Below are 17,254 nucleotides of genomic sequence, written 5' to 3' on the forward strand. Positions count from 1 at the left end.
GGAAACCAATAACAACAACCCAAGGGGGGTCAAGATTCAAACGACGAAAAAGGGTCAGAATTCAGGCGACGTTGACAGCTCCTAGTAAGTGGTCGCTTACTTGGGAAGCTAGCATAAGTAAGCAGACGTTTCACTATGATGGGAGGATGAAGCGAGACGCCGAGGCAACCCGAGAGCGGATCCTGGCAGCCGCTTCGATCGAGTTTGCCGAGCGCGGGCTGGCCGGCGCTCGTGTGGACCGGATCGCATCGGGCGCCACATCCAATGTCCGTCTCATCTACGCTCACTTCGCCAGCAAAGAGAATCTCTTCGCCCTCACGCTCGACCGGGAGCTGACAGCGATGGCAACAGCAGTTCCCGTCGATGTCGACGACCTCCCCGGCTGGGTCGGGCGGTTGTTCGACTACCACCGCGCGCACCCGGCTGGCGTACGGATGAGCCTGTGGCGCGAGCTCGAGCGACCTGACCTCGGACCGGACGATGCTCGCGTCTATGCCGAGAAGGTCGAGGCAATGGCGCCGGCGTTCGGCGACCGGGCAGCTGCGATCGACCTGCTTGTCATCCTCTACGGCATGGCACAGGCCTGGTTCTTCACCCCGATCGGACTTCGAGGAGTGGATGGAAGTGACCCGCTAGGCGAGGACCGCATCGGTGACCACCGGCGCACCCTGGTCGCCGCTGCCAGCGCCCTCACCGAGGCTCACTGGCTTGCACCAAGTCACCGATCGGCGCGGCACGACAGTCGGCTTGTCCGCAGAACACAGCCGACTGACGCGATCTCGTCGCAGGCGACACCGTGAGACCACTCGCAGGGCTCGTCCGCGGCGCCGTCTCGATAGCGGTCTGTCGGCGCGAGGCTGCACTCGAGCGCCTCGAGCAATGCACCGTCGGCCACTGGGGGCAGTCGCGGTATGCGGTACACCGCCTGTCAAGCAGTCAACTCAGGCTGGCCCCGGAGAAACGAAAAACCCCCGTTTGACCGGGGGTTTTTGGTGGACCTGAGGGGACTCGAACCCCTGACCCCCTGCATGCCATGCAGGTGCGCTACCAGCTGCGCCACAGGCCCTTACGCTGCCCCGCGGGGCAACTCATTAAGCCTACAACACGTCGGGCGGCGGAATCGAATCCTGCGCGATGTCCGGGCGTGTCCGCACTTGGGGAACCTGCTCGACGACGGCTCGACCGCACGGGGAACGAATTCTGCCTGCAGTGAGCGTCAGTCGGCGGAGGTGGTGGCGGGAAGCTCCACCGGGATCACCGGGCAGTCCTTCCACAGACGCTCGAGCCCGTAGAACATGCGGTCCTCCTCGTGGAAGACATGCGCGACGAGGTCGCCGAAGTCCAGCAGCACCCACCGCGCCTGGTCGCGGCCCTCGCGGCGCAGCCGCTTGTGTCCCGCTTCGAGGAGCTTCTCCTCGATGCGGTCGGCGATCGCGGCGACGTTGCGTTCGCCGTGGCCGGTGACGATCAAGAACGCGTCGACCAGCGGCAACGGCTCCGAGACATCCAGCGCGACGATGTCGTCGCCTCCGGTCGCATCGGCTGCCTGTGCAGCGATCTGAACCATTTCACGTGACTGCGCACTGGCGGTCATGAGAACACCCCCGTGGTGACAGCAAGAATGAGCACACCCACGAGCGTGAGTGCGAGTACACCGGCAGTGATGGCCAGGGCCATCATGAGGCGCCCGCCCTTCTCCGGTGCGGGCGGCTGGATGATCTCCCCGGCCGCCTTCGAGGTGCTGACCGCGGCGCTGGCCGCGATCGGCGTGGGCGAGGATGCCGGCGGCAGCTCACCATCGATGAGTGCCGCGTCGACGTCCTTGCCGTCGGCCACACCGGGCGCGTGCCCGTTGGAGCCGAGACCTTCGGGCAGGGCGAAGGTGCCCGTGATGAGCACCTCCCCCGTGGCCGTGACGGGACCGACGAGCGGACCCGACGACGGTGTCTGCGACAGGATGAGCGCGTTCGACGCGGTGAGTGACCCGTTGCCCGTGCTGCGGGCCAGGATGTGGTCGAACGATGCCGGGAGTTCGGCGGACACAGCTTCGCCCGCGAGCAGTTCGGCACCCAGCGCACTGTTGACGACGGGACGTTCTTCTTCGACGTCGGCGGTCTCGTCGGCCGCTGCCACCGCGGGCTCGTCGGCAGCCTCGTCAGGCTCAGGCTCCGGGGCGTCCTCAGTCTCTGCGGTGTCCTCAGCTTCCGGGGCGTTCTCAGCCTCGGGGGCGTCCTCGGCTCGCGAGGCGTCATCGGCGGGATCTGCAGACTCATCCTCCGTCGCCGCGTCGGTGGGCGCAGCGAACGGTGATTCGTTGCGCTCCGCCATATCCGCGGCGTGAGCGGCGATGACATCGGCGGTGATGACAGGAACCGATGCCGTGCGGATGCGCTCCTGCTGACGGGCCTGACGGCGGGTCAGTGGGCGCGCGCCCAGGTCGACGCTCGCGTCGGATGCGGGGGCAGGGGGCACCTCGGCGGGCGCGGCGGGACGCGGCAGCGGGGCGGCCACGACGGGCGTCTCTGCCGGGGTGCCTTCGGGGGTGATGATCGGGTTGGCCGCCGTGTTGCGCAGGTCACGGATTTGCTTGCGCGTCAGCGGCGGAGTGGGCTGCTCGGGTGTGCTCATGCCATGCTCCGATAGAGGTGATGCTTCGCAATGTATTGGACGACACCGTCGGGAACCAGGTACCACACCGGGTAACCGCGATGTACGCGGCTCCGGCAGTCGGTGGACGAGATCGCCAATGCGGGTACTTCCAACTGACTCACTCCCTCGGGTGGGAGATCATCGATGTTCAGCACGTGGCCGGGGCGTGACACGGCGACGAAGTGCGCCAGGCGCCACAACTCGTCATGATCGCGCCAGGTGAAGATCTGCGCGATGGCATCTGCACCGGTGATGAAGAAGAACTCCGCATCCGGTCGCTGTGCCCGCAGATCCCGCAGCGTGTCGGTCGTGTAGGTCGGCCCACCGCGATCGACGTCGACGCGGCTGACGGTGAACCGCGGGTTGGATGCCGTGGCGATCACCGTCATCAGGTACCGGTGCTCCGCCGCCGACACATCGGGCTTCTGCCAGGGCTGGCCCGTCGGCACGAACACGACTTCGTCGAGATCGAGCGACTGGGCCACTTCGCTGGCCGCCACGAGGTGACCGTGATGGATCGGATCGAACGTTCCGCCCATCACTCCAATGCGCGGTGCGCGCGGAGAACTCATACCGCCGGCCTAGTGGTGGCCGTGCCCCGCCTGCGTGAGTTCGTCGGCGTGGGTGCGCGCGTAGGCCTCTGCTTTCGGGGCGTGACGGTTGGCGACGTTGCGGTACGACAGCGTCACCAGGCCCAGAGCCAGGAACACGACGAGTGCGACGATGCCGTAGCCGATGGTGTCGAAGAGACCGACGTGGTGTTCGGTCTCTGCCGCGGCGAGAGCGGTGATCGTGGCGAAAGTCATGCGGGCTCCGTTCGAGTTGCGTGTGGTGCGCGGTATCCAGCTTAGGCGGTCAGGGGCGGATCTGCCCGGCGCCACGGGCAAGCCACTTGGTGCTGGTCAGCTCCGACAGACCCATCGGGCCGCGCGCGTGGAGTTTCTGGGTGGAGATGCCGACCTCGGCACCGAAGCCGAACTCGCCACCGTCGGTGAAGCGGGTGGAGGCGTTGGCCATCACGACAGCCGAGTCCACCTCGGCCAAGAAGCGCTCGGCGCGCTCGGCGTCGTCGGTGATGATCGACTCGGTATGACCCGTGGAGTACTGGCGGATGTGGGCCAGTGCTTCGTCGAGGTCCTCGACGACCCGCATCGACAGGTCGAGGCTCATGTGCTCGACGGCATACTCGTCGTCCGTGACGGCGACGACGCCGTCAGCGAGGATGCGGGTGGTGTCGTCGCCGTGCACGGTGACACCCTCGGCCTGCAACGCGGCGACGACCGGCGGAACCAGCCGTGGCGCCGCGTCGGCGAGCACCAGCACGGTCTCGACGGCGTTGCAGACGCTGGGACGTTGCACCTTGGCGTTGACGACGATGTCCCGTGCCCAGTCCAGCGGGGCGCTGGAATCGAGCACGATGTGGACGACACCGGCCCCGGTCTCGATCACCGGCACGAGTGACTCGCTGACGACGGTCTCGATCAGCTGAGCGCTCCCCCGCGGGACGAGCACATCGACAAGGCCCCGAGCCTGCATGAGGTCGCGGGCGCCGTCGCGGCCGAAGTCGTCGACGGTCTGCACCGCCTCGGGGTCGATGCCTCGCTCGGCGAGGGCCGCCCGGATCACGCCGACCAGAGCCGCATTCGAGCGTTCCGCGGCGCTCCCGCCCCGCAGCACCACGGCGTTGCCCGAGCGCAGGGCCAGTGCGGCGATGTCGACGGTGACGTTGGGTCGCGCTTCGTAGATCGCCCCGACCACCCCGAACGGCACGGACACCTTCTGCAGCTGCACGCCCGTGGGCAGTTCTCGCTCATCGAGCACGCGACCCACCGGGTCGGGCAGCGCGGCGACGTCGCGGACGGCGGCGGCGAGGCCGGCGATGCGGGTGGCATCCAGCCGCAGCCGGTCTTGCAGACCTGCGGACATGCCGTTGGCACGCCCACGCTCGAGATCTTCTGCGTTGGCCGCGACGATGTCGTCGACAGCGGCATCGATCGCGTCGGCGACGGTGTGCAGTGCGGCGGCCTTGTCTGCGTCGCTGAGGAGCGCGATGCTGCGCGCGGCGTCCTTGGCGCGCTGCATCCGCTCGCGCGCGGTGGTCGCCGTCGCGGTCAAGGGTGTCATCCGGTCAGCTTAGCCGTGGACCGCAGTCGGCGTCTCGATGACGCCCGTCGTGGGAGTGGCCCCCGCGGGGCTCGGCTCGAACCACGTGCCGATATCGGCCCCGGAGAGGGCCTCCCCGACGAGATCCGCGCTGGTGACGAGCACCCCGACGCCGGATGCCGTCGCGAGACGGGCAGCGGAGACCTTGGTGGCTGCTCCCCCGGTACCGACACTGTTGACGACGACCGACCCGAACTCGTACCCCGACAGGTCGTCGTCGAAGGCGACGTGCGAGATGGGCTGCGCCCCTGGCTCCGACGGCGGACGTGTGTAGAGGCATTCGATGTCGCTGAGCAGCACCAGCGCATCGGCACCGATGAGGCGGGCGACGAGCGCCGCGAGACGGTCGTTGTCGCCGAACCGGATCTCGTGGGTGGCAACCGTGTCGTTCTCGTTGACGATCGGAAGTATCCGCAGGCCGAGCAGCCGCTCCATGGCGCGCCGCGCGTTGGAGCGGTGGGTGGGGTTCTCGAGATCGCCCGCGGTCAGCAGCACCTGTCCGGCGACCACCTGGAAGACGCGCAGCGCCTGCTGGTAGCGGTAGATGAGGATGTTCTGCCCCACCGCGGCGGCAGCCTGCTGGGTCGCCAGATCACTCGGGCGCTCGTCGAGTTCGAGGAACGGCATGCCCGTGGCGATGGCGCCGGAGGACACCAGCACCACCTCGACACCGCGCGCGTGAGCCGCCGCGAGTGCCTCGACGATCGCCTCGATCTTGCCGGCGTTGTCACCACTGATCGAGGAAGACCCGACCTTGACGACCAGGCGCCGGGCCGAGCGCACCGCGGCGCGACCGCCCGTGATCACCGAGCGCTCTCCTCGTCACGCTCCGCGCTGCGCTCGGCGATGCGTTCGGACTCGAGGTCCGCGCGGGCCTGCGCCTTGGCATCCATGCGGTCGTGATACCGCTCGCGCCGCTGCGACGTGGTGCGCCGCGGGTTCAGGTCCAGGCGCGGGTCCGTGCCGCGGGGTGCCGTCATGAGTTCCGCGGCGGAGCTCATCGTCGGGTGCCAGTCGAACACGACGCCGTCACCCTCGCCGATGACGACGGTCGAACCCGCCGTTGCGCCGGCACGGTAGAGCTCGGTCTCGACGCCCAGCTTCTCGAGCCGATCGGCGAGGAAGCCCACGGCCTCTTCGTTCTGGAAGTCGGTCTGCTGCACCCAGCGCACCGGCTTGTCGCCCAGGACGCGGTAGATGTTGCCGTACGTGCCGCCCTCGACGCGGATCTCGAAGTCCTTCTGCGATCCCTTCGGGCGGATGACGATGCGCTCGGGGGCAGGGGCTGCGGCCTGCTGTGAGCGGTGCGCCGACACGACCTCGCCCAGGGCGAAGGTGAGCTGGCGCAGGCCCTCGTGGCTGACCGTGGAGATCTCGAAGACGCGGAACCCGCGGGCCTCGAGATCGGGACGCACGAGATCGGCCAGGTCCTTGGCCTCGGGGACGTCGATCTTGTTGAGTGCGACCAGCTGCGGGCGCTCGAGCAGCGGCGTCTGACCCTCGGGCACGGGGTACGCGGCGAGTTCGGCGAGGATGACGTCGAGGTCGGTCAGCGGATCGCGGCCCGGCTCGAGCGTCGCGCAGTCCAGCACATGCACGAGCGCGGTGCAGCGCTCGACGTGACGGAGGAACTCGAGCCCGAGGCCCTTGCCCTCGCTCGCACCCTCGATGAGGCCCGGCACGTCGGCGACGGTGAAGCGCACGTCGCCGGCCTGCACGACACCCAGGTTCGGGTGGAGCGTCGTGAACGGGTAGTCGGCGATCTTGGGGCGCGCGGCGGAGACGGCGGCGATGAGGCTCGACTTGCCGGCGGAGGGGAACCCGACCAGCGCCACATCGGCGACGGTCTTGAGTTCGAGCTGGATGTCGCCTTCCCAGCCGGGGGTCCCCAGCAGTGCGAAGCCGGGGGCCTTGCGCTTGGGGTTCGCGAGCGAGGCGTTGCCGAGCCCGCCCTGTCCGCCGGGCGCGACGACCACGCGGGTGCCGGGCTCGACCATGTCGACGAGCGTCTGCCCGTCGGCATCCTTCACCACGGTGCCGACCGGCACCGTGAGCTCGAGCGATTCGCCGTTGGCGCCGGAGCGGTGGTCACCCATGCCGAAACCGCCGTTGCCCGCGGTGCGGTGCGGTGAGTGGTGGTACGACAGCAGAGTCGTCTCCTGCGGGTCGGCCACGAGCACGATGTCGCCACCGTTGCCGCCGTTGCCGCCGTCGGGACCGGCGAGAGGCTTGAACTTCTCGCGGCGCACCGACACGCAGCCGTTGCCGCCCTTTCCGGCGCGCAGATGCAACGTCACTCGATCCACGAAGGTCACCATGAGCTGCTCCTCAGCTGTCGGAGAAAAAAGCGAGGGGCGAGCCGAAGCCCGCCCCTCGCCGAGTATTCAGTGCGATACCGCGGTCACTCCGCGGCAGCGACGATGTTGACCACCTTGCGGCGGCCCTTCGAGCCGAACTCGACCGCACCCGCCGCGAGGGCGAACAGGGTGTCGTCCTTGCCACGGCCGACGTTGGCGCCCGGGTGGAAGTGGGTGCCGCGCTGGCGGACGATGATCTCGCCGGCGTTGACCTCCTGGCCACCGAAGCGCTTCACGCCCAGTCGCTGGGCGTTGGAGTCGCGACCGTTACGGGTGGAGCTTGCGCCCTTTTTATGTGCCATCTCTGCGTCTCCCTCGGCTTACTTGATGCCGGTGACCTTGACGCGCGTGAGGTCCTGACGGTGCCCCTGGCGCTTCTTGTAGCCGGTCTTGTTCTTGAACTTCTGAATCACGATCTTGGGGCCGCGGAGCTCACCGAGGACCTCGGCGGTCACGGTGACCTTCGCGAGCTTGTCGGCGTCGGTCGTGACGGCGTCGCCGTCGACGAGCAGCACCGCGGGCAGCTCGAGGGTCTCGCCGACCTTCGTCTGCTGACGGTCGAGAACGACGATCGTGCCGACCTCGACCTTCTCCTGGCGGCCACCGGCGCGCACAACTGCGTAAACCACTTCACACCTGTTTCGTCTGGGAGCGCGAGGCTCCGGTTGTCTTGCGAGACTCGCTCTGGGAAAGATAAGTCTGGGTGCCCCACCGGCTGCTGGAGCCGCCGGCGTGCGCGTACCGCCCGAAGATGGGGAAACGCGTCGCACCAAGGGTTGAGTTTAGCCGATGCCGGCCCACATGACAAAAGCTCCCGGGTGCGTGTCGCGTGACGGCCTAGGATCAGTCGGATGGCGATCCTGATCGACGATCCGCGCTGGCCGGCCCACGGCACGCTCTGGGCGCATCTGGTCAGTGACACCGCGCTGGAGGAACTTCACGCGTTTGCGGCGGCCAACGGCATCCCGCGTCGTGGCTTCGACCTCGATCATTACGACGTCCCCGAAGCCGTGCACACACGCCTCGTGGCCGCCGGCGCTGTTCACGTCGACGGCCACGAGTTGGTGCGCAGGCTCATCGCGTCGGGGTTGCGCGTGCGCGCACGCGACCGACGCTGAGAGCGGGTCAGTTCCCTTCGGTCACGTGAGGCACCGGGGTGCCCGTGAGTGCCGCGGTGGAGACACGGCGGCGTCCCCGGCCCTGGCCCGGCGCCTTCGGCTCGGGAAGGGCCTGCAGGACCGAATCCAGCAGCAGGTCCTTCTCGGTCTTCGGGGCTGCCGGCTCGGTGCGCTTCTTGCGCGCCTTCTTCGGGCGCTCGGAGCGCTCGGGAGCCGGGGGCAGCACGATGGACACGTCGGGCGTCGCCTCTGCCTCGGCCGGGGCCTCGCCCTGGGCCGGGTGGATGGTCGATGCGGCGATCTGCGCGAGAGCCGACTTGACGCCTTCGGTGATCACATGGGTGCCGCCGGCGGGAGCGGGCGCAGGCGGTGCCTGGCGCGGGCGGCGCGCGTTCTGGTTGCCGCCGTTGCCGCCGTTGCCCGAGTTGCCCCCGTTGCCGCGATGCTTCACCACGGGATCGTGGTGCACGACTACACCGCGACCGGCGCAGACGTCGCACGCCTCGCTGAAGGTCTCGAGGAGTCCGAGACCCAGCTTCTTGCGCGTCATCTGCACGAGCCCGAGCGAAGTGACCTCCGCCACCTGATGCTTCGTGCGGTCGCGGCTCAGGCATTCGACCAGCCGCCGCAGCACCAGGTCCCGGTTGGACTCGAGCACCATGTCGATGAAGTCGACCACGATGATGCCGCCGATGTCGCGCAGCCGCAGCTGGCGCACGATCTCCTCGGCCGCCTCGAGGTTGTTCTTGGTGACGGTCTCCTCGAGGTTGCCGCCGGAGCCGACGAACTTGCCGGTGTTGACGTCGACGACCGTCATCGCCTCGGTGCGGTCGATGACGAGCGATCCGCCCGAGGGCAGCCACACCTTGCGGTCCAGCGCCTTCTCGATCTGCTCCGTCACGCGGAACTCGTCGAACGGGTCGTGGTCGCCCTCGAAACGCTGCACGCGATCGAGCAGGTCGGGCGCGACGCCGGCGAGGTAGCTCGTGATGGTGTCGTACGCGTCGTCACCCTGGATCAGCATGCGCGTGAAGTCCTCGTTGAAGACGTCGCGGACGATCTTGACCAGCAGGTCGGGCTCGGAGTGCAGCAGTGCCGGCGCGCCGACGGTCTCGACCTGCTTGCTGATGTGCTCCCACTGGTTGGTGAGGCGCTGCACGTCGCGGGTCAGCTGGTCCTCGGTGGCACCCTCGGCGGCGGTGCGCACGATGACACCGCTGGACTCGGGCAGCACCTCCTTGAGGATGCGCTTGAGGCGGGCGCGCTCCGTGTCGGGGAGCTTGCGCGAGATGCCGTTCATGGCACCGCCGGGCACGTACACGAGGTAGCGGCCGGGGAGCGAGATCTGGCTCGTGAGGCGCGCGCCCTTGTGTCCGATGGGGTCTTTGGTGACCTGGACGAGCACGCGGTCACCCGACTTCAGCGCGAGCTCGATGCGACGCGGCTGGTTGCCTGTCTCGACGGCATCCCAGTCGACCTCACCCGAGTACAGCACGGCGTTGCGGCCGCGCCCAATGTCGACGAAGGCTGCTTCCATGCTGGGAAGCACGTTCTGCACGCGACCGAGGTACACGTTGCCGATGAGTGACGCATCCTGGCTGCGGGCGACGTAGTGCTCGACGAGCACGTTGTCCTCGAGCACGGCGATCTGCACGCGGCCGTTCTTGGAACGCACGATCATCTCACGGTCCACCGACTCGCGACGGGCGAGGAACTCGGCTTCGGTCACGACGGTGCGGCGGCGCCCGGCCTCACGGCCGTCGCGACGACGCTGCTTCTTGGCCTCGAGGCGGGTGGACCCCTTGATGCGCTGCGGCTCGGTGATGAGTTCCACGGCGCGCTGTCGCGGAGCAGCGGCCGCGGGGGCGTCGTCGATGTCGTCACCGCCGCGACGGCGACCCCGGCGGCGGGCAGTGGAGCTGCCGGGCTGGTCCCGGTCGGTGCGATCGTTGCGCTCGCGGTCGGCGCGGTCACTGCGGTCACGATCGCGGTCGTCCACGTCGTCGTGCGGCGCGCGGCCGCTGCGCTCGGGTGCCGGCAGCACGGGCGGTGCGTAGAAATGAAGCTGCGTCGACACGGCCGACACGAAGTTCTCGGGCAGCAGCCCCAGGCTCACCGCCGTGACGGGGCCGGTCCTCTGGTGCTCGGGCGCGTCCTCGGATGCCGCGGCATCCGTGCCGGCCTGTGCTTCGCCGGGGCTCGCCTCGGGCTCGGCGGCAGGCGCCGGCTCAGGTGCAGGCTCCGCCTCGGGGGCAGGCTCGGACTGCGCCGCCGCATCCGGCGTCTCAGTCGTGTCGCCGGGGGCCGCGACGGCGGCATCCGCCGTCTGGTCCGGCGCTGCGATGTCGAGCTGCTCGGGCGTCAGCGCGCCGTCTTCGGAAAGGGGATCTGTGCGGGTCTCATCGGACATCACCGGCGTACTCCTTGCGGGCGACACCGCGCGTCGCCCGGCGAAATCTCGTGCGGTGCCGCTGTCATCTCGCTGTGACGTGCGGCTCGCGAACTCTCACTGGGTCTGCAGCCGGCTCATCGGCGGGCTGCACTGGGCGTTCATCGCCCGAAGTCTTCGGCGATGCGGTCGCGGCGCGGCCGCGGGTGCATCAGGCACCATTATCGCACTTCCGGCGCGTTCTGTGTTTCCGGCTTGGTGGGAGGTTGCTGCGTCAAGGGATCGCGCGGTCGCAATGGCATAATCCGGGCATGCCCGAAAGCCGTTCCGAACGCCCCACCATCCTCGCCGTCTGGCTCGTGATCGCCGGTGTCATCGGCTGGTGGGCGGCCTTCTCGCTCACGATGGAGCGCTTGCATCTGCTGGCCGAGCCCGATGCGACGGCGGCGTGCGACTTCAGCCTGCTGGTGCAGTGCACAGCGAACCTGGAGTCCGCTCAGGGCAGTGTCTTCGGGTTTCCCAACCCGATCCTCGGGTTGACCGGGTGGGCCGCGCCCGTCGTCGTCGGGCTGGCGATTCTGGCGGGGGCACGGTTCGCGCGCTGGTTCTGGTGGTGCTTCTGGGCCGGCACCGTCTTCGCGTTCGGCTTCGTGCTGTGGCTCATCGGGCAGAGCGTCTTCGCGCTCGGGACCCTGTGCCCGTGGTGCATGGTGACCTGGGCGGTCACGATCCCGACGTTCTACGCCGTGACGGTGCAGACGCTGCGTGTCTCCGGCGTCCGCTGGGCCCACCGCCTGGCCGTGTGGGTCCCGCTGGCGGCGATCGTGACATACGTCGTGATCGCTGTCATCGCCCAGCTGAACCTGAACTGGCTGGCCCAGCTCTGACGCCGAGTGAGCATTCGGCGTGGCGAATGCTCACTCGGCGCGGGGAGTCAGAACCAGATGGCCAGCTCGCGCGCGGCGGACTCGGGGCTGTCCGAGCCGTGCACCAGGTTCTGCTGCACGGCGACGCCCCAGTCGCGGCCGAAGTCGCCGCGGATCGTGCCGGGAGCGGCGGTGGTGGGGTCGGTCGTGCCGGCGAGCGAGCGGAAGCCCTCGATCACACGGTTGCCCGCGAGGCGGATCGCCACGGACGGGCCCGACATCATGAATTCCACCAGCGGCTCGTAGAACGGCTTGCCGGCGTGCTCGGCGTAGTGCTGCTCGAGCCGCTCGCGGTCGGGCTCGACCAGGCGCAGGTCGACGAGCGAGTAGCCCTTCGCCTCGATGCGGGCGAGGATCGTGCCGGTCAGCCCCCGCGCGACGCCGTCAGGCTTGACCAGGACGAGGGTTTCTTCGGTGGGCATGTCAGTCTCCGTTTCGCTGTTCGGCCTCGGCTGCCAGACGCGCGTTGCGCCGGTCGAGCGAGGCACCTTTGATGGTCGCATAGGCCCACATCGCGCCGAAGATGAGGGCGACGAGGGCCAGCGCCGGCACGAAGATCGCGCCGGCGACGATGGTGAGCTGCAGCACCCAGCCGAACACGATGGCCCAGCTGTGGCGCACGAGACCGGCGGTGAGCATCATCAGCACCGCGATGACGCTGCCGGCGACGACCCCCCACCACGGCTCGATGCCCGCGGGGAGCGCCTGCACGCCGAAGATCGTGAGCCCCGCGAGGAACGCGACGATCGACTCGAACACGAGCACGATGGATGCCAGCGACTCCTGGGCGCCGCGCGCGCGGCGCGGCCGACGTGCGGCGGTCTGGCGTGCACTCACGCGCTCCACCCGCTCTTCCAGTCCTCTTCGGATGCGACGGTCATCGCTTCGCCCGCCAGCACCACGCTGCCGGCGATGATGACGGCGCGACGTTCCGATGCCGCAGCCCACTCCCGCGCGGCCGATGCCGCGTCGGCGACGTCGGGGTGCACGCTCACCGCGGCGCCGAGCGCTTCGGCGAGGTCGGCGATGGCATCCGGGTCGGTCGCACGGTCGGACTGCGGCGCGGTGGCGAACACATGCGCCGCGAGCGGGGCGAGCTCGGCCACGACACCGGAGACGTCCTTGTCGGCGAGGGCGCCGAGCACGACGCCCCATTCGTCGAAGTCGAACGCGTCGCGCAGCGCCTGCGCGAGGGCACGGGCCCCGTGGGGGTTGTGCGCCCCGTCGACGATCACCGTGGGGGCGATGCCGATGAGCTGGAGGCGTCCGGGCGAGGTCGCCTCGCCGAGGCCCTCGGTGAGCACGTCTGCCGCCAGCGGCTGCGTCGCGGCGCCCAGAAGCGACTCGACCGCTGCGATGGCCAGCGCGGCGTTGTACGCCTGGTGCGCGCCGTACAGCGGCAGGTAGAGGTCGCTGTACTGCGCCGCGAGGCCGCGCACCGCGATCAGCTGCCCGCCGACGGCCATGCGGTCCTCGGCGACGGCGAACCCGTCGCCCTCGAAGGCGATCGTGGCGTCGTTGGCGGCGGCCGCAACGCGCAGCACCCGTTCGGCGGCGGCATCCTGCCGCGCCGAGACGACGGCCGCGCCCGGCTTGATGATGCCCGACTTGACCTCGGCGATCTCGGCGATCGTGCCACCCAGCCGGTCGGCGTGGTCGAGGTCGATGGGGGCGAACACCGCGACGTCGCCGTCGGCGGTGTTGGTGGAGTCCCACGACCCGCCCATGCCCACCTCGATCACGGCGACGTCGACGGGGGCGTCGGAGAACGCGACGAATGCGAGGGCGGTCAGCAGCTCGAAGAAGGTCAGCGGCTCTTCCCCCGCTGCCGTCAGCTCGGCGTCGACGAGTTCGACGAACGGTGCGACCTCGTCCCACGCGTCGGCGACAGCGGCGTCGGCGATGGGCTCGCCGTCGATCACGATCCGTTCGGTGAACCGTTCGAGATGCGGGCTCGTGAACATGCCGGTGCGCAGCCCATGGGCGCGCACCAGACTCTCGATGATCCGGCTCGTCGACGTCTTGCCGTTGGTGCCGGTCACGTGCACGACACGGTAGTTGCGCTGCGGGTCGCCGAGGTACTCCAGCAGCCGTGCGGTGCGCTCCTTGCGCGGCTGCACCCAGCGCTCGCCCGCACGGGCGAGCAAGGTCTCGTAGACGGCGTCGGCCCTGCGACGGTCGTTCATGCGTTCACCCGGCTCACCGCGACGTGGAAGCCGCCCTGGTTCGTGTACGTGCCCGCCGGCACGTACCCGACGTGATCGGGGGTGTCGCCGAAGACATCCGGATGCCACTGTTCATCCGGTCCCGGCGGCACCTCGATGTCGCGCCCCGCCACACGGGCGGCGAGGTCGACGGCCAGGGTCTCCCCCGCGACGTCCGCGGCGTCGATGCCCGCCTCGAGCGACGACGCGTCGTCGGCCGATTCGAACAGCAGCTGCAGGCGGATGCGGTCGCTCACGTCGAATCCGGCCGCCTTGCGCGTGTCCTGCACGGCACGCACGACGTCGCGCGCGAAGCCCTCGGCCTCGAGCTCGGGGGTGGTCGTGGTGGACAGCAGCACGAATCCGGTGCCCGGCAGCAGTGACAGCGCCTCGCCGTCGGGGCGGCCGCTGGTCTCCAGCACCAGGTCGTACTCCCCCGGCTCCAGCGCGACGCCGCCCGCGGTGACGACGCCGTCGGTCTCGGACCAATCGCCGGCCTTGGCCGCCTGGATCACCTGCTGCACCTGCTTGCCGAGCCGCGGGCCCGCGGCGCGCGCGTTGACCGACAGGCGGTGCGTGATGCCGTACTCCGCACCGGTGTCCTCACGCAAATCGACCAGCTCGACTGCCTTGACGTTCAGCTCGTCGCGCAGGATGTCGTCGAACTGCCCGAGGGCGGCGGCATCGGGCACCACCACGGTCAGCAGCGGCAGCGGCAGACGCACGCGCTTGCCCTCGCGTTTGCGCAGCGCGTTGGCGACGCTGGTGACCTCACGCACGGCATCCATCGCGGTGCGGATGTCGTCGGCGGCGGGGAACAGGTCGGCGTCCGGCCAGTCCTCCAGGTGCACGCTGCGCCCGCCGGTGAGTCCCTGCCAGATCTTCTCGGAAACGAGCGGGATGAGGGGGGCTGCGACCCGGGTGAGGGTCTCCAGCACGGTGTAGAGGGTGTCGAACGCCTCGCGGCTGCTCGGGTCGTCGGTCACCCCTGCCCAGAACCGGTCGCGCGAGCGACGGATGTACCAGTTGGTGAGCGCCTCGACGAAGTCGCGCAGCTTCGCGGCCGCCGTCGTGGAGTCGAGCGCGTCGAGCTCCGTCGCGACGTCGCGCACCAGGTCGCCGGTGAGGGCGAGGATGTACCGGTCGAGCACGTTCGTCGAGTCGGTGCGCCACGATGCCTCGTAGCCTGTCCCGCCGGTCCCGGCACCCGCGGCGTTGGCGTAGGTGGCGAAGAAGTACCAGGCGTTCCACAGCGGCAGCAGGAACTCACGGACGCCGGCGCGGATGCCCTCTTCGGTGACGATGAGGTTGCCGCCGCGCAGCACGGAGCTGGCCATGAGGAACCAGCGCATCGCGTCGGAGCCGTCCCGGTCGAACACCTCGGATACGTCGGGGTAGTTGCGCAGCGACTTCGACATCTTCAGCCCGTCGCTGCCCAGCACGATGCCGTGGCAGGCCACGCCCGTGAACGCGGGCCGGTCGAACAGCGCGCCCGAGAGCACGTGCATGACGTAGAACCAGCCGCGGGTCTGACCGATGTACTCGACGATGAAGTCCGCCGGGGCGTGCTCGTCGAACCACTCGCGGTTCTCGAACGGGTAGTGCACCTGGGCATACGGCATCGAGCCGGAGTCGAACCACACGTCGAAGACGTCCTCGATGCGGCGCATGGTGGACTGCCCGGTGGGGTCGTCGGGGTTCGGCCGGGTGAGCTCGTCGATGTAGGGGCGGTGCAGGTCGACCTCGCCGTCGGAGTTGCGCGGCAGCCGCCCGAAGTCGCGCTCGATCTCCTCGAGCGAGCCGTAGACGTCTACGCGCGGGTAGGTGGGGTCGTCGCTGCGCCACACCGGGATGGGCGAACCCCAGTAGCGGTTGCGGCTGATCGACCAGTCACGTGCGCCCTCGAGCCACTTGCCGAACTGGCCGTGCTTGACGTTCTCGGGCGCCCACGTGATCTGCTCGTTGAGTTCGATCAGGCGGTCCTTGATCGCCGTGACCCGCACGAACCAGCTGGAGACGGCCTTGTAGATGAGGGGGTTGCGGCACCGCCAGCAGTGCGGGTACGAGTGCTCGTAGCTCGCCTCGCGCACGAGGCGGCCTTCGGTCTTGAGCAGGCGGATGAGCGGGCGGTTGGCATCCATCCACAGCTCGCCGGCGACGTCGGTGACGTGGGGCAGGAAGCGTCCCCCGTCGTCGAGGCTCATGATGAGCGGGATGCCGGCGGCATCGGTGATGCGCTGGTCGTCCTCGCCGTAGGCGGGCGCCTGGTGCACGATGCCGGTGCCGTCGCTCGTGGTGACGTAGTCATCGACGAGGATGCGCCACGCGTTCTCGGTGCCCCACACCTCGGCGTCGGCGTAATAGTCGAACAGTCGGTCGTAGTGCACGTCGGCGAGGTCCGCGCCGCGCACCGTCTGCTGCACGGCTTCGCGTGCGGCCTCGACGCTGTCGTAGCCGAGATCCTTCGCATAGCCGGCGAGCAGGTCCTCGGCCAGCAGGTACCGGTGCGACTCGCCCTCGGCACGGTCCTCGTGCACGTCGGCGGCGCCGAGCGGGCCGCCGGGCACGACGACGTAGGTGATGTCGGGACCGACCGCGAGGGCGAGGTTGGTCGGCAGGGTCCAGGGGGTCGTCGTCCACGCGAGGGCCCGCACCGCGGTGAGCCCCATGGCCTCGGCCTTCGTGCCGACGAGCGGGAAGGTGACGGTCACCGACGGGTCCTGACGCATCTTGTAGACGTCGTCGTCCATGCGCAGCTCGTGGTTGGACAGCGGCGTCTCATCGCGCCAGCAGTAGGGCAGCACGCGGTGCCCCTCGTACGCGAGGTCCTTCTCGTAGAGTTCCTTGAACGCCCACAGCACCGACTCCATGAAGCCGGTGTCGAGAGTCTTGTAGCCGCGCTCGAAATCGACCCAGCGCGCCTGGCGGGTGACGTAGTCCTCCCACTCGTGCGTGTACTCCAGCACCGAAGAACGGGCCTTCGCGTTGAACGCGTCGATGCCCATCTGCTCGATCTGGCTCTTCTCGGTGATGCCGAGCTGCTTCATCGCCTCGAGCTCGGCGGGCAGCCCGTGCGTGTCCCAGCCGAAGACACGGTCGACCTTCTTGCCGCGCATCGTCTGGAAGCGGGGGAAGAGGTCCTTGGCATAACCGGTGAGCAGGTGGCCGTAGTGCGGCAGGCCGTTCGCGAACGGCGGGCCGTCGTAGAACACCCACTCCGGTGCGCCCTCACGCTGTGCGATCGACGCACGGAAGGTGTCGTCGGCCTCCCAGAAGGCCAGCACTTCGCGCTCGATGTCGGGCAGGCGCGGACTCGGCACGACGCCCGGGGTCAGGCCGAACGCGGCGCCGTCGCCTGAGCTTGTCGAAGGTCGGGGGTAGGTCATGTCACTCCAGCAGGTTGCGATGCGTCCTGCGAGGACGACCCTTCGGGCCGCGGTACCACCCC

The 17,254-nt window shown here is 69.2% G+C and carries 17 protein-coding genes and 1 tRNA gene; 3 read left to right on the plus strand and 15 right to left on the minus strand.

Annotated elements, in window-relative coordinates; translation table 11 throughout:
* The first annotated feature begins 146 nt into the window (after nt 1-146).
* Nucleotides 147-800, plus strand: a complete 654-nt coding sequence (locus H9651_RS02585; protein ID WP_191717559.1) for a TetR family transcriptional regulator — start codon at nt 147-149, stop codon at nt 798-800.
* A 190-nt stretch (nt 801-990) separates the two neighbouring features.
* Here the strand turns inward: H9651_RS02585 and H9651_RS02590 are convergent.
* The 10 genes from H9651_RS02590 to rplU form a co-directional block, all read right to left on the minus strand.
* Nucleotides 991-1,066: transfer RNA gene (locus H9651_RS02590), tRNA-Ala, on the minus strand.
* Nucleotides 1,067-1,216: 150 nt separating this feature from the next.
* Nucleotides 1,217-1,594 (minus strand): ribosome silencing factor, encoded by a 378-nt coding sequence (gene rsfS, locus H9651_RS02595; protein WP_191717560.1) that lies wholly within the window; start codon nt 1,592-1,594, stop codon nt 1,217-1,219.
* Nucleotides 1,591-2,628 carry a hypothetical protein gene (locus H9651_RS02600; protein WP_191717561.1) on the minus strand — a complete coding sequence of 346 codons (1,038 nt, stop codon included), beginning with the start codon at nt 2,626-2,628 and terminating at the stop codon, nt 1,591-1,593. The genes rsfS and H9651_RS02600 overlap by 4 nt, the downstream gene beginning before the upstream one ends.
* Nucleotides 2,625-3,221, minus strand: a complete 597-nt coding sequence (nadD, locus tag H9651_RS02605) for a nicotinate-nucleotide adenylyltransferase (protein ID WP_191717562.1) — start codon at nt 3,219-3,221, stop codon at nt 2,625-2,627. The genes H9651_RS02600 and nadD overlap by 4 nt, the downstream gene beginning before the upstream one ends.
* 9 nt (nt 3,222-3,230) lie before the next feature.
* Nucleotides 3,231-3,455, minus strand: a complete 225-nt coding sequence (locus H9651_RS02610) for a hypothetical protein (protein ID WP_191717563.1) — start codon at nt 3,453-3,455, stop codon at nt 3,231-3,233.
* A gap of 49 nt (nt 3,456-3,504) precedes the next feature.
* Nucleotides 3,505-4,773, minus strand: a complete 1,269-nt coding sequence (locus H9651_RS02615; RefSeq protein WP_191717564.1) for a glutamate-5-semialdehyde dehydrogenase — start codon at nt 4,771-4,773, stop codon at nt 3,505-3,507.
* 9 nt (nt 4,774-4,782) lie between these two features.
* On the minus strand, nt 4,783-5,619 hold the full coding sequence (proB, locus tag H9651_RS02620) for a glutamate 5-kinase (RefSeq protein WP_191717565.1): 837 nt from the start codon (nt 5,617-5,619) through the stop codon (nt 4,783-4,785).
* A complete protein-coding gene (obgE, locus tag H9651_RS02625; protein ID WP_191717566.1) occupies nt 5,616-7,130 on the minus strand; it encodes a GTPase ObgE in 1,515 nt (504 codons plus the stop codon). Before obgE ends, proB begins: the two co-directional genes overlap by 4 nt.
* Nucleotides 7,131-7,213: 83 nt before the next feature.
* Nucleotides 7,214-7,471: a 50S ribosomal protein L27 gene (gene rpmA / locus H9651_RS02630; protein ID WP_191717567.1), complete on the minus strand. Its 258-nt coding sequence runs from the start codon at nt 7,469-7,471 to the stop codon at nt 7,214-7,216.
* Between the two features lie 18 nt (nt 7,472-7,489).
* A complete protein-coding gene (rplU, locus tag H9651_RS02635) occupies nt 7,490-7,798 on the minus strand; it encodes a 50S ribosomal protein L21 (protein ID WP_191717568.1) in 309 nt (102 codons plus the stop codon).
* Nucleotides 7,799-8,020: 222 nt separating this feature from the next.
* Between rplU and H9651_RS02640 the strand changes: the two genes are divergently transcribed.
* Nucleotides 8,021-8,287, plus strand: coding sequence for a DUF4031 domain-containing protein (locus H9651_RS02640; protein ID WP_191717569.1), 267 nt, complete (start codon nt 8,021-8,023; stop codon nt 8,285-8,287).
* 7 nt (nt 8,288-8,294) lie between these two features.
* Here the strand turns inward: H9651_RS02640 and H9651_RS02645 are convergent, their stop codons facing one another.
* Nucleotides 8,295-10,697 (minus strand): Rne/Rng family ribonuclease, encoded by a 2,403-nt coding sequence (locus tag H9651_RS02645; RefSeq protein ID WP_191717570.1) that lies wholly within the window; start codon nt 10,695-10,697, stop codon nt 8,295-8,297.
* A 290-nt stretch (nt 10,698-10,987) separates the two neighbouring features.
* On the opposite strand from H9651_RS02645, the gene H9651_RS02650 reads away from it, so the two are divergent.
* Complete coding sequence (locus tag H9651_RS02650; RefSeq protein ID WP_191717571.1) at nt 10,988-11,563, plus strand: vitamin K epoxide reductase family protein; 576 nt, start codon at nt 10,988-10,990, stop codon at nt 11,561-11,563.
* Nucleotides 11,564-11,610: 47 nt separating this feature from the next.
* Here H9651_RS02650 and ndk read toward each other — a convergent pair whose 3' ends face one another.
* The 4 genes from ndk to ileS are packed head-to-tail and all read right to left on the minus strand — an operon-like array spanning nt 11,611 to nt 17,192.
* Nucleotides 11,611-12,024 carry a nucleoside-diphosphate kinase gene (gene ndk / locus H9651_RS02655; RefSeq protein WP_191717572.1) on the minus strand — a complete coding sequence of 138 codons (414 nt, stop codon included), beginning with the start codon at nt 12,022-12,024 and terminating at the stop codon, nt 11,611-11,613.
* A 1-nt stretch (nt 12,025) separates the two neighbouring features.
* A complete protein-coding gene (locus tag H9651_RS02660; RefSeq protein WP_318244730.1) occupies nt 12,026-12,439 on the minus strand; it encodes a DUF4233 domain-containing protein in 414 nt (137 codons plus the stop codon).
* Complete coding sequence (locus H9651_RS02665; RefSeq protein ID WP_191717574.1) at nt 12,436-13,788, minus strand: bifunctional folylpolyglutamate synthase/dihydrofolate synthase; 1,353 nt, start codon at nt 13,786-13,788, stop codon at nt 12,436-12,438. The genes H9651_RS02660 and H9651_RS02665 overlap by 4 nt, the downstream gene beginning before the upstream one ends.
* Nucleotides 13,785-17,192, minus strand: a complete 3,408-nt coding sequence (gene ileS / locus H9651_RS02670) for an isoleucine--tRNA ligase (RefSeq protein ID WP_191717575.1) — start codon at nt 17,190-17,192, stop codon at nt 13,785-13,787. Before ileS ends, H9651_RS02665 begins: the two co-directional genes overlap by 4 nt.
* Between the last annotated feature and the right edge of the window lie 62 nt (nt 17,193-17,254).

The sequence above is a fragment of the Microbacterium pullorum genome, assembly GCF_014836535.1.
Lineage (GTDB): Bacteria > Actinomycetota > Actinomycetes > Actinomycetales > Microbacteriaceae > Microbacterium > Microbacterium pullorum.

Coding starts and splice junctions, on each gene's coding strand:
- H9651_RS02645 (WP_191717570.1), bottom strand. CDS start 10,697: ATGTCCGATGAGACCCGCACAGATCCCCTTTCCGAAGACGGCGCGCTG.
- H9651_RS02585 (WP_191717559.1), top strand. CDS start 147: ATGAAGCGAGACGCCGAGGCAACCCGAGAGCGGATCCTGGCAGCCGCT.
- ileS (WP_191717575.1), bottom strand. CDS start 17,192: ATGACCTACCCCCGACCTTCGACAAGCTCAGGCGACGGCGCCGCGTTC.
- H9651_RS02665 (WP_191717574.1), bottom strand. CDS start 13,788: ATGAACGACCGTCGCAGGGCCGACGCCGTCTACGAGACCTTGCTCGCC.
- nadD (WP_191717562.1), bottom strand. CDS start 3,221: ATGAGTTCTCCGCGCGCACCGCGCATTGGAGTGATGGGCGGAACGTTC.
- rsfS (WP_191717560.1), bottom strand. CDS start 1,594: ATGACCGCCAGTGCGCAGTCACGTGAAATGGTTCAGATCGCTGCACAG.
- H9651_RS02640 (WP_191717569.1), top strand. CDS start 8,021: ATGGCGATCCTGATCGACGATCCGCGCTGGCCGGCCCACGGCACGCTC.
- obgE (WP_191717566.1), bottom strand. CDS start 7,130: ATGGTGACCTTCGTGGATCGAGTGACGTTGCATCTGCGCGCCGGAAAG.
- H9651_RS02615 (WP_191717564.1), bottom strand. CDS start 4,773: ATGACACCCTTGACCGCGACGGCGACCACCGCGCGCGAGCGGATGCAG.
- rpmA (WP_191717567.1), bottom strand. CDS start 7,471: ATGGCACATAAAAAGGGCGCAAGCTCCACCCGTAACGGTCGCGACTCC.
- H9651_RS02600 (WP_191717561.1), bottom strand. CDS start 2,628: ATGAGCACACCCGAGCAGCCCACTCCGCCGCTGACGCGCAAGCAAATC.
- H9651_RS02650 (WP_191717571.1), top strand. CDS start 10,988: ATGCCCGAAAGCCGTTCCGAACGCCCCACCATCCTCGCCGTCTGGCTC.
- ndk (WP_191717572.1), bottom strand. CDS start 12,024: ATGCCCACCGAAGAAACCCTCGTCCTGGTCAAGCCTGACGGCGTCGCG.
- H9651_RS02610 (WP_191717563.1), bottom strand. CDS start 3,455: ATGACTTTCGCCACGATCACCGCTCTCGCCGCGGCAGAGACCGAACAC.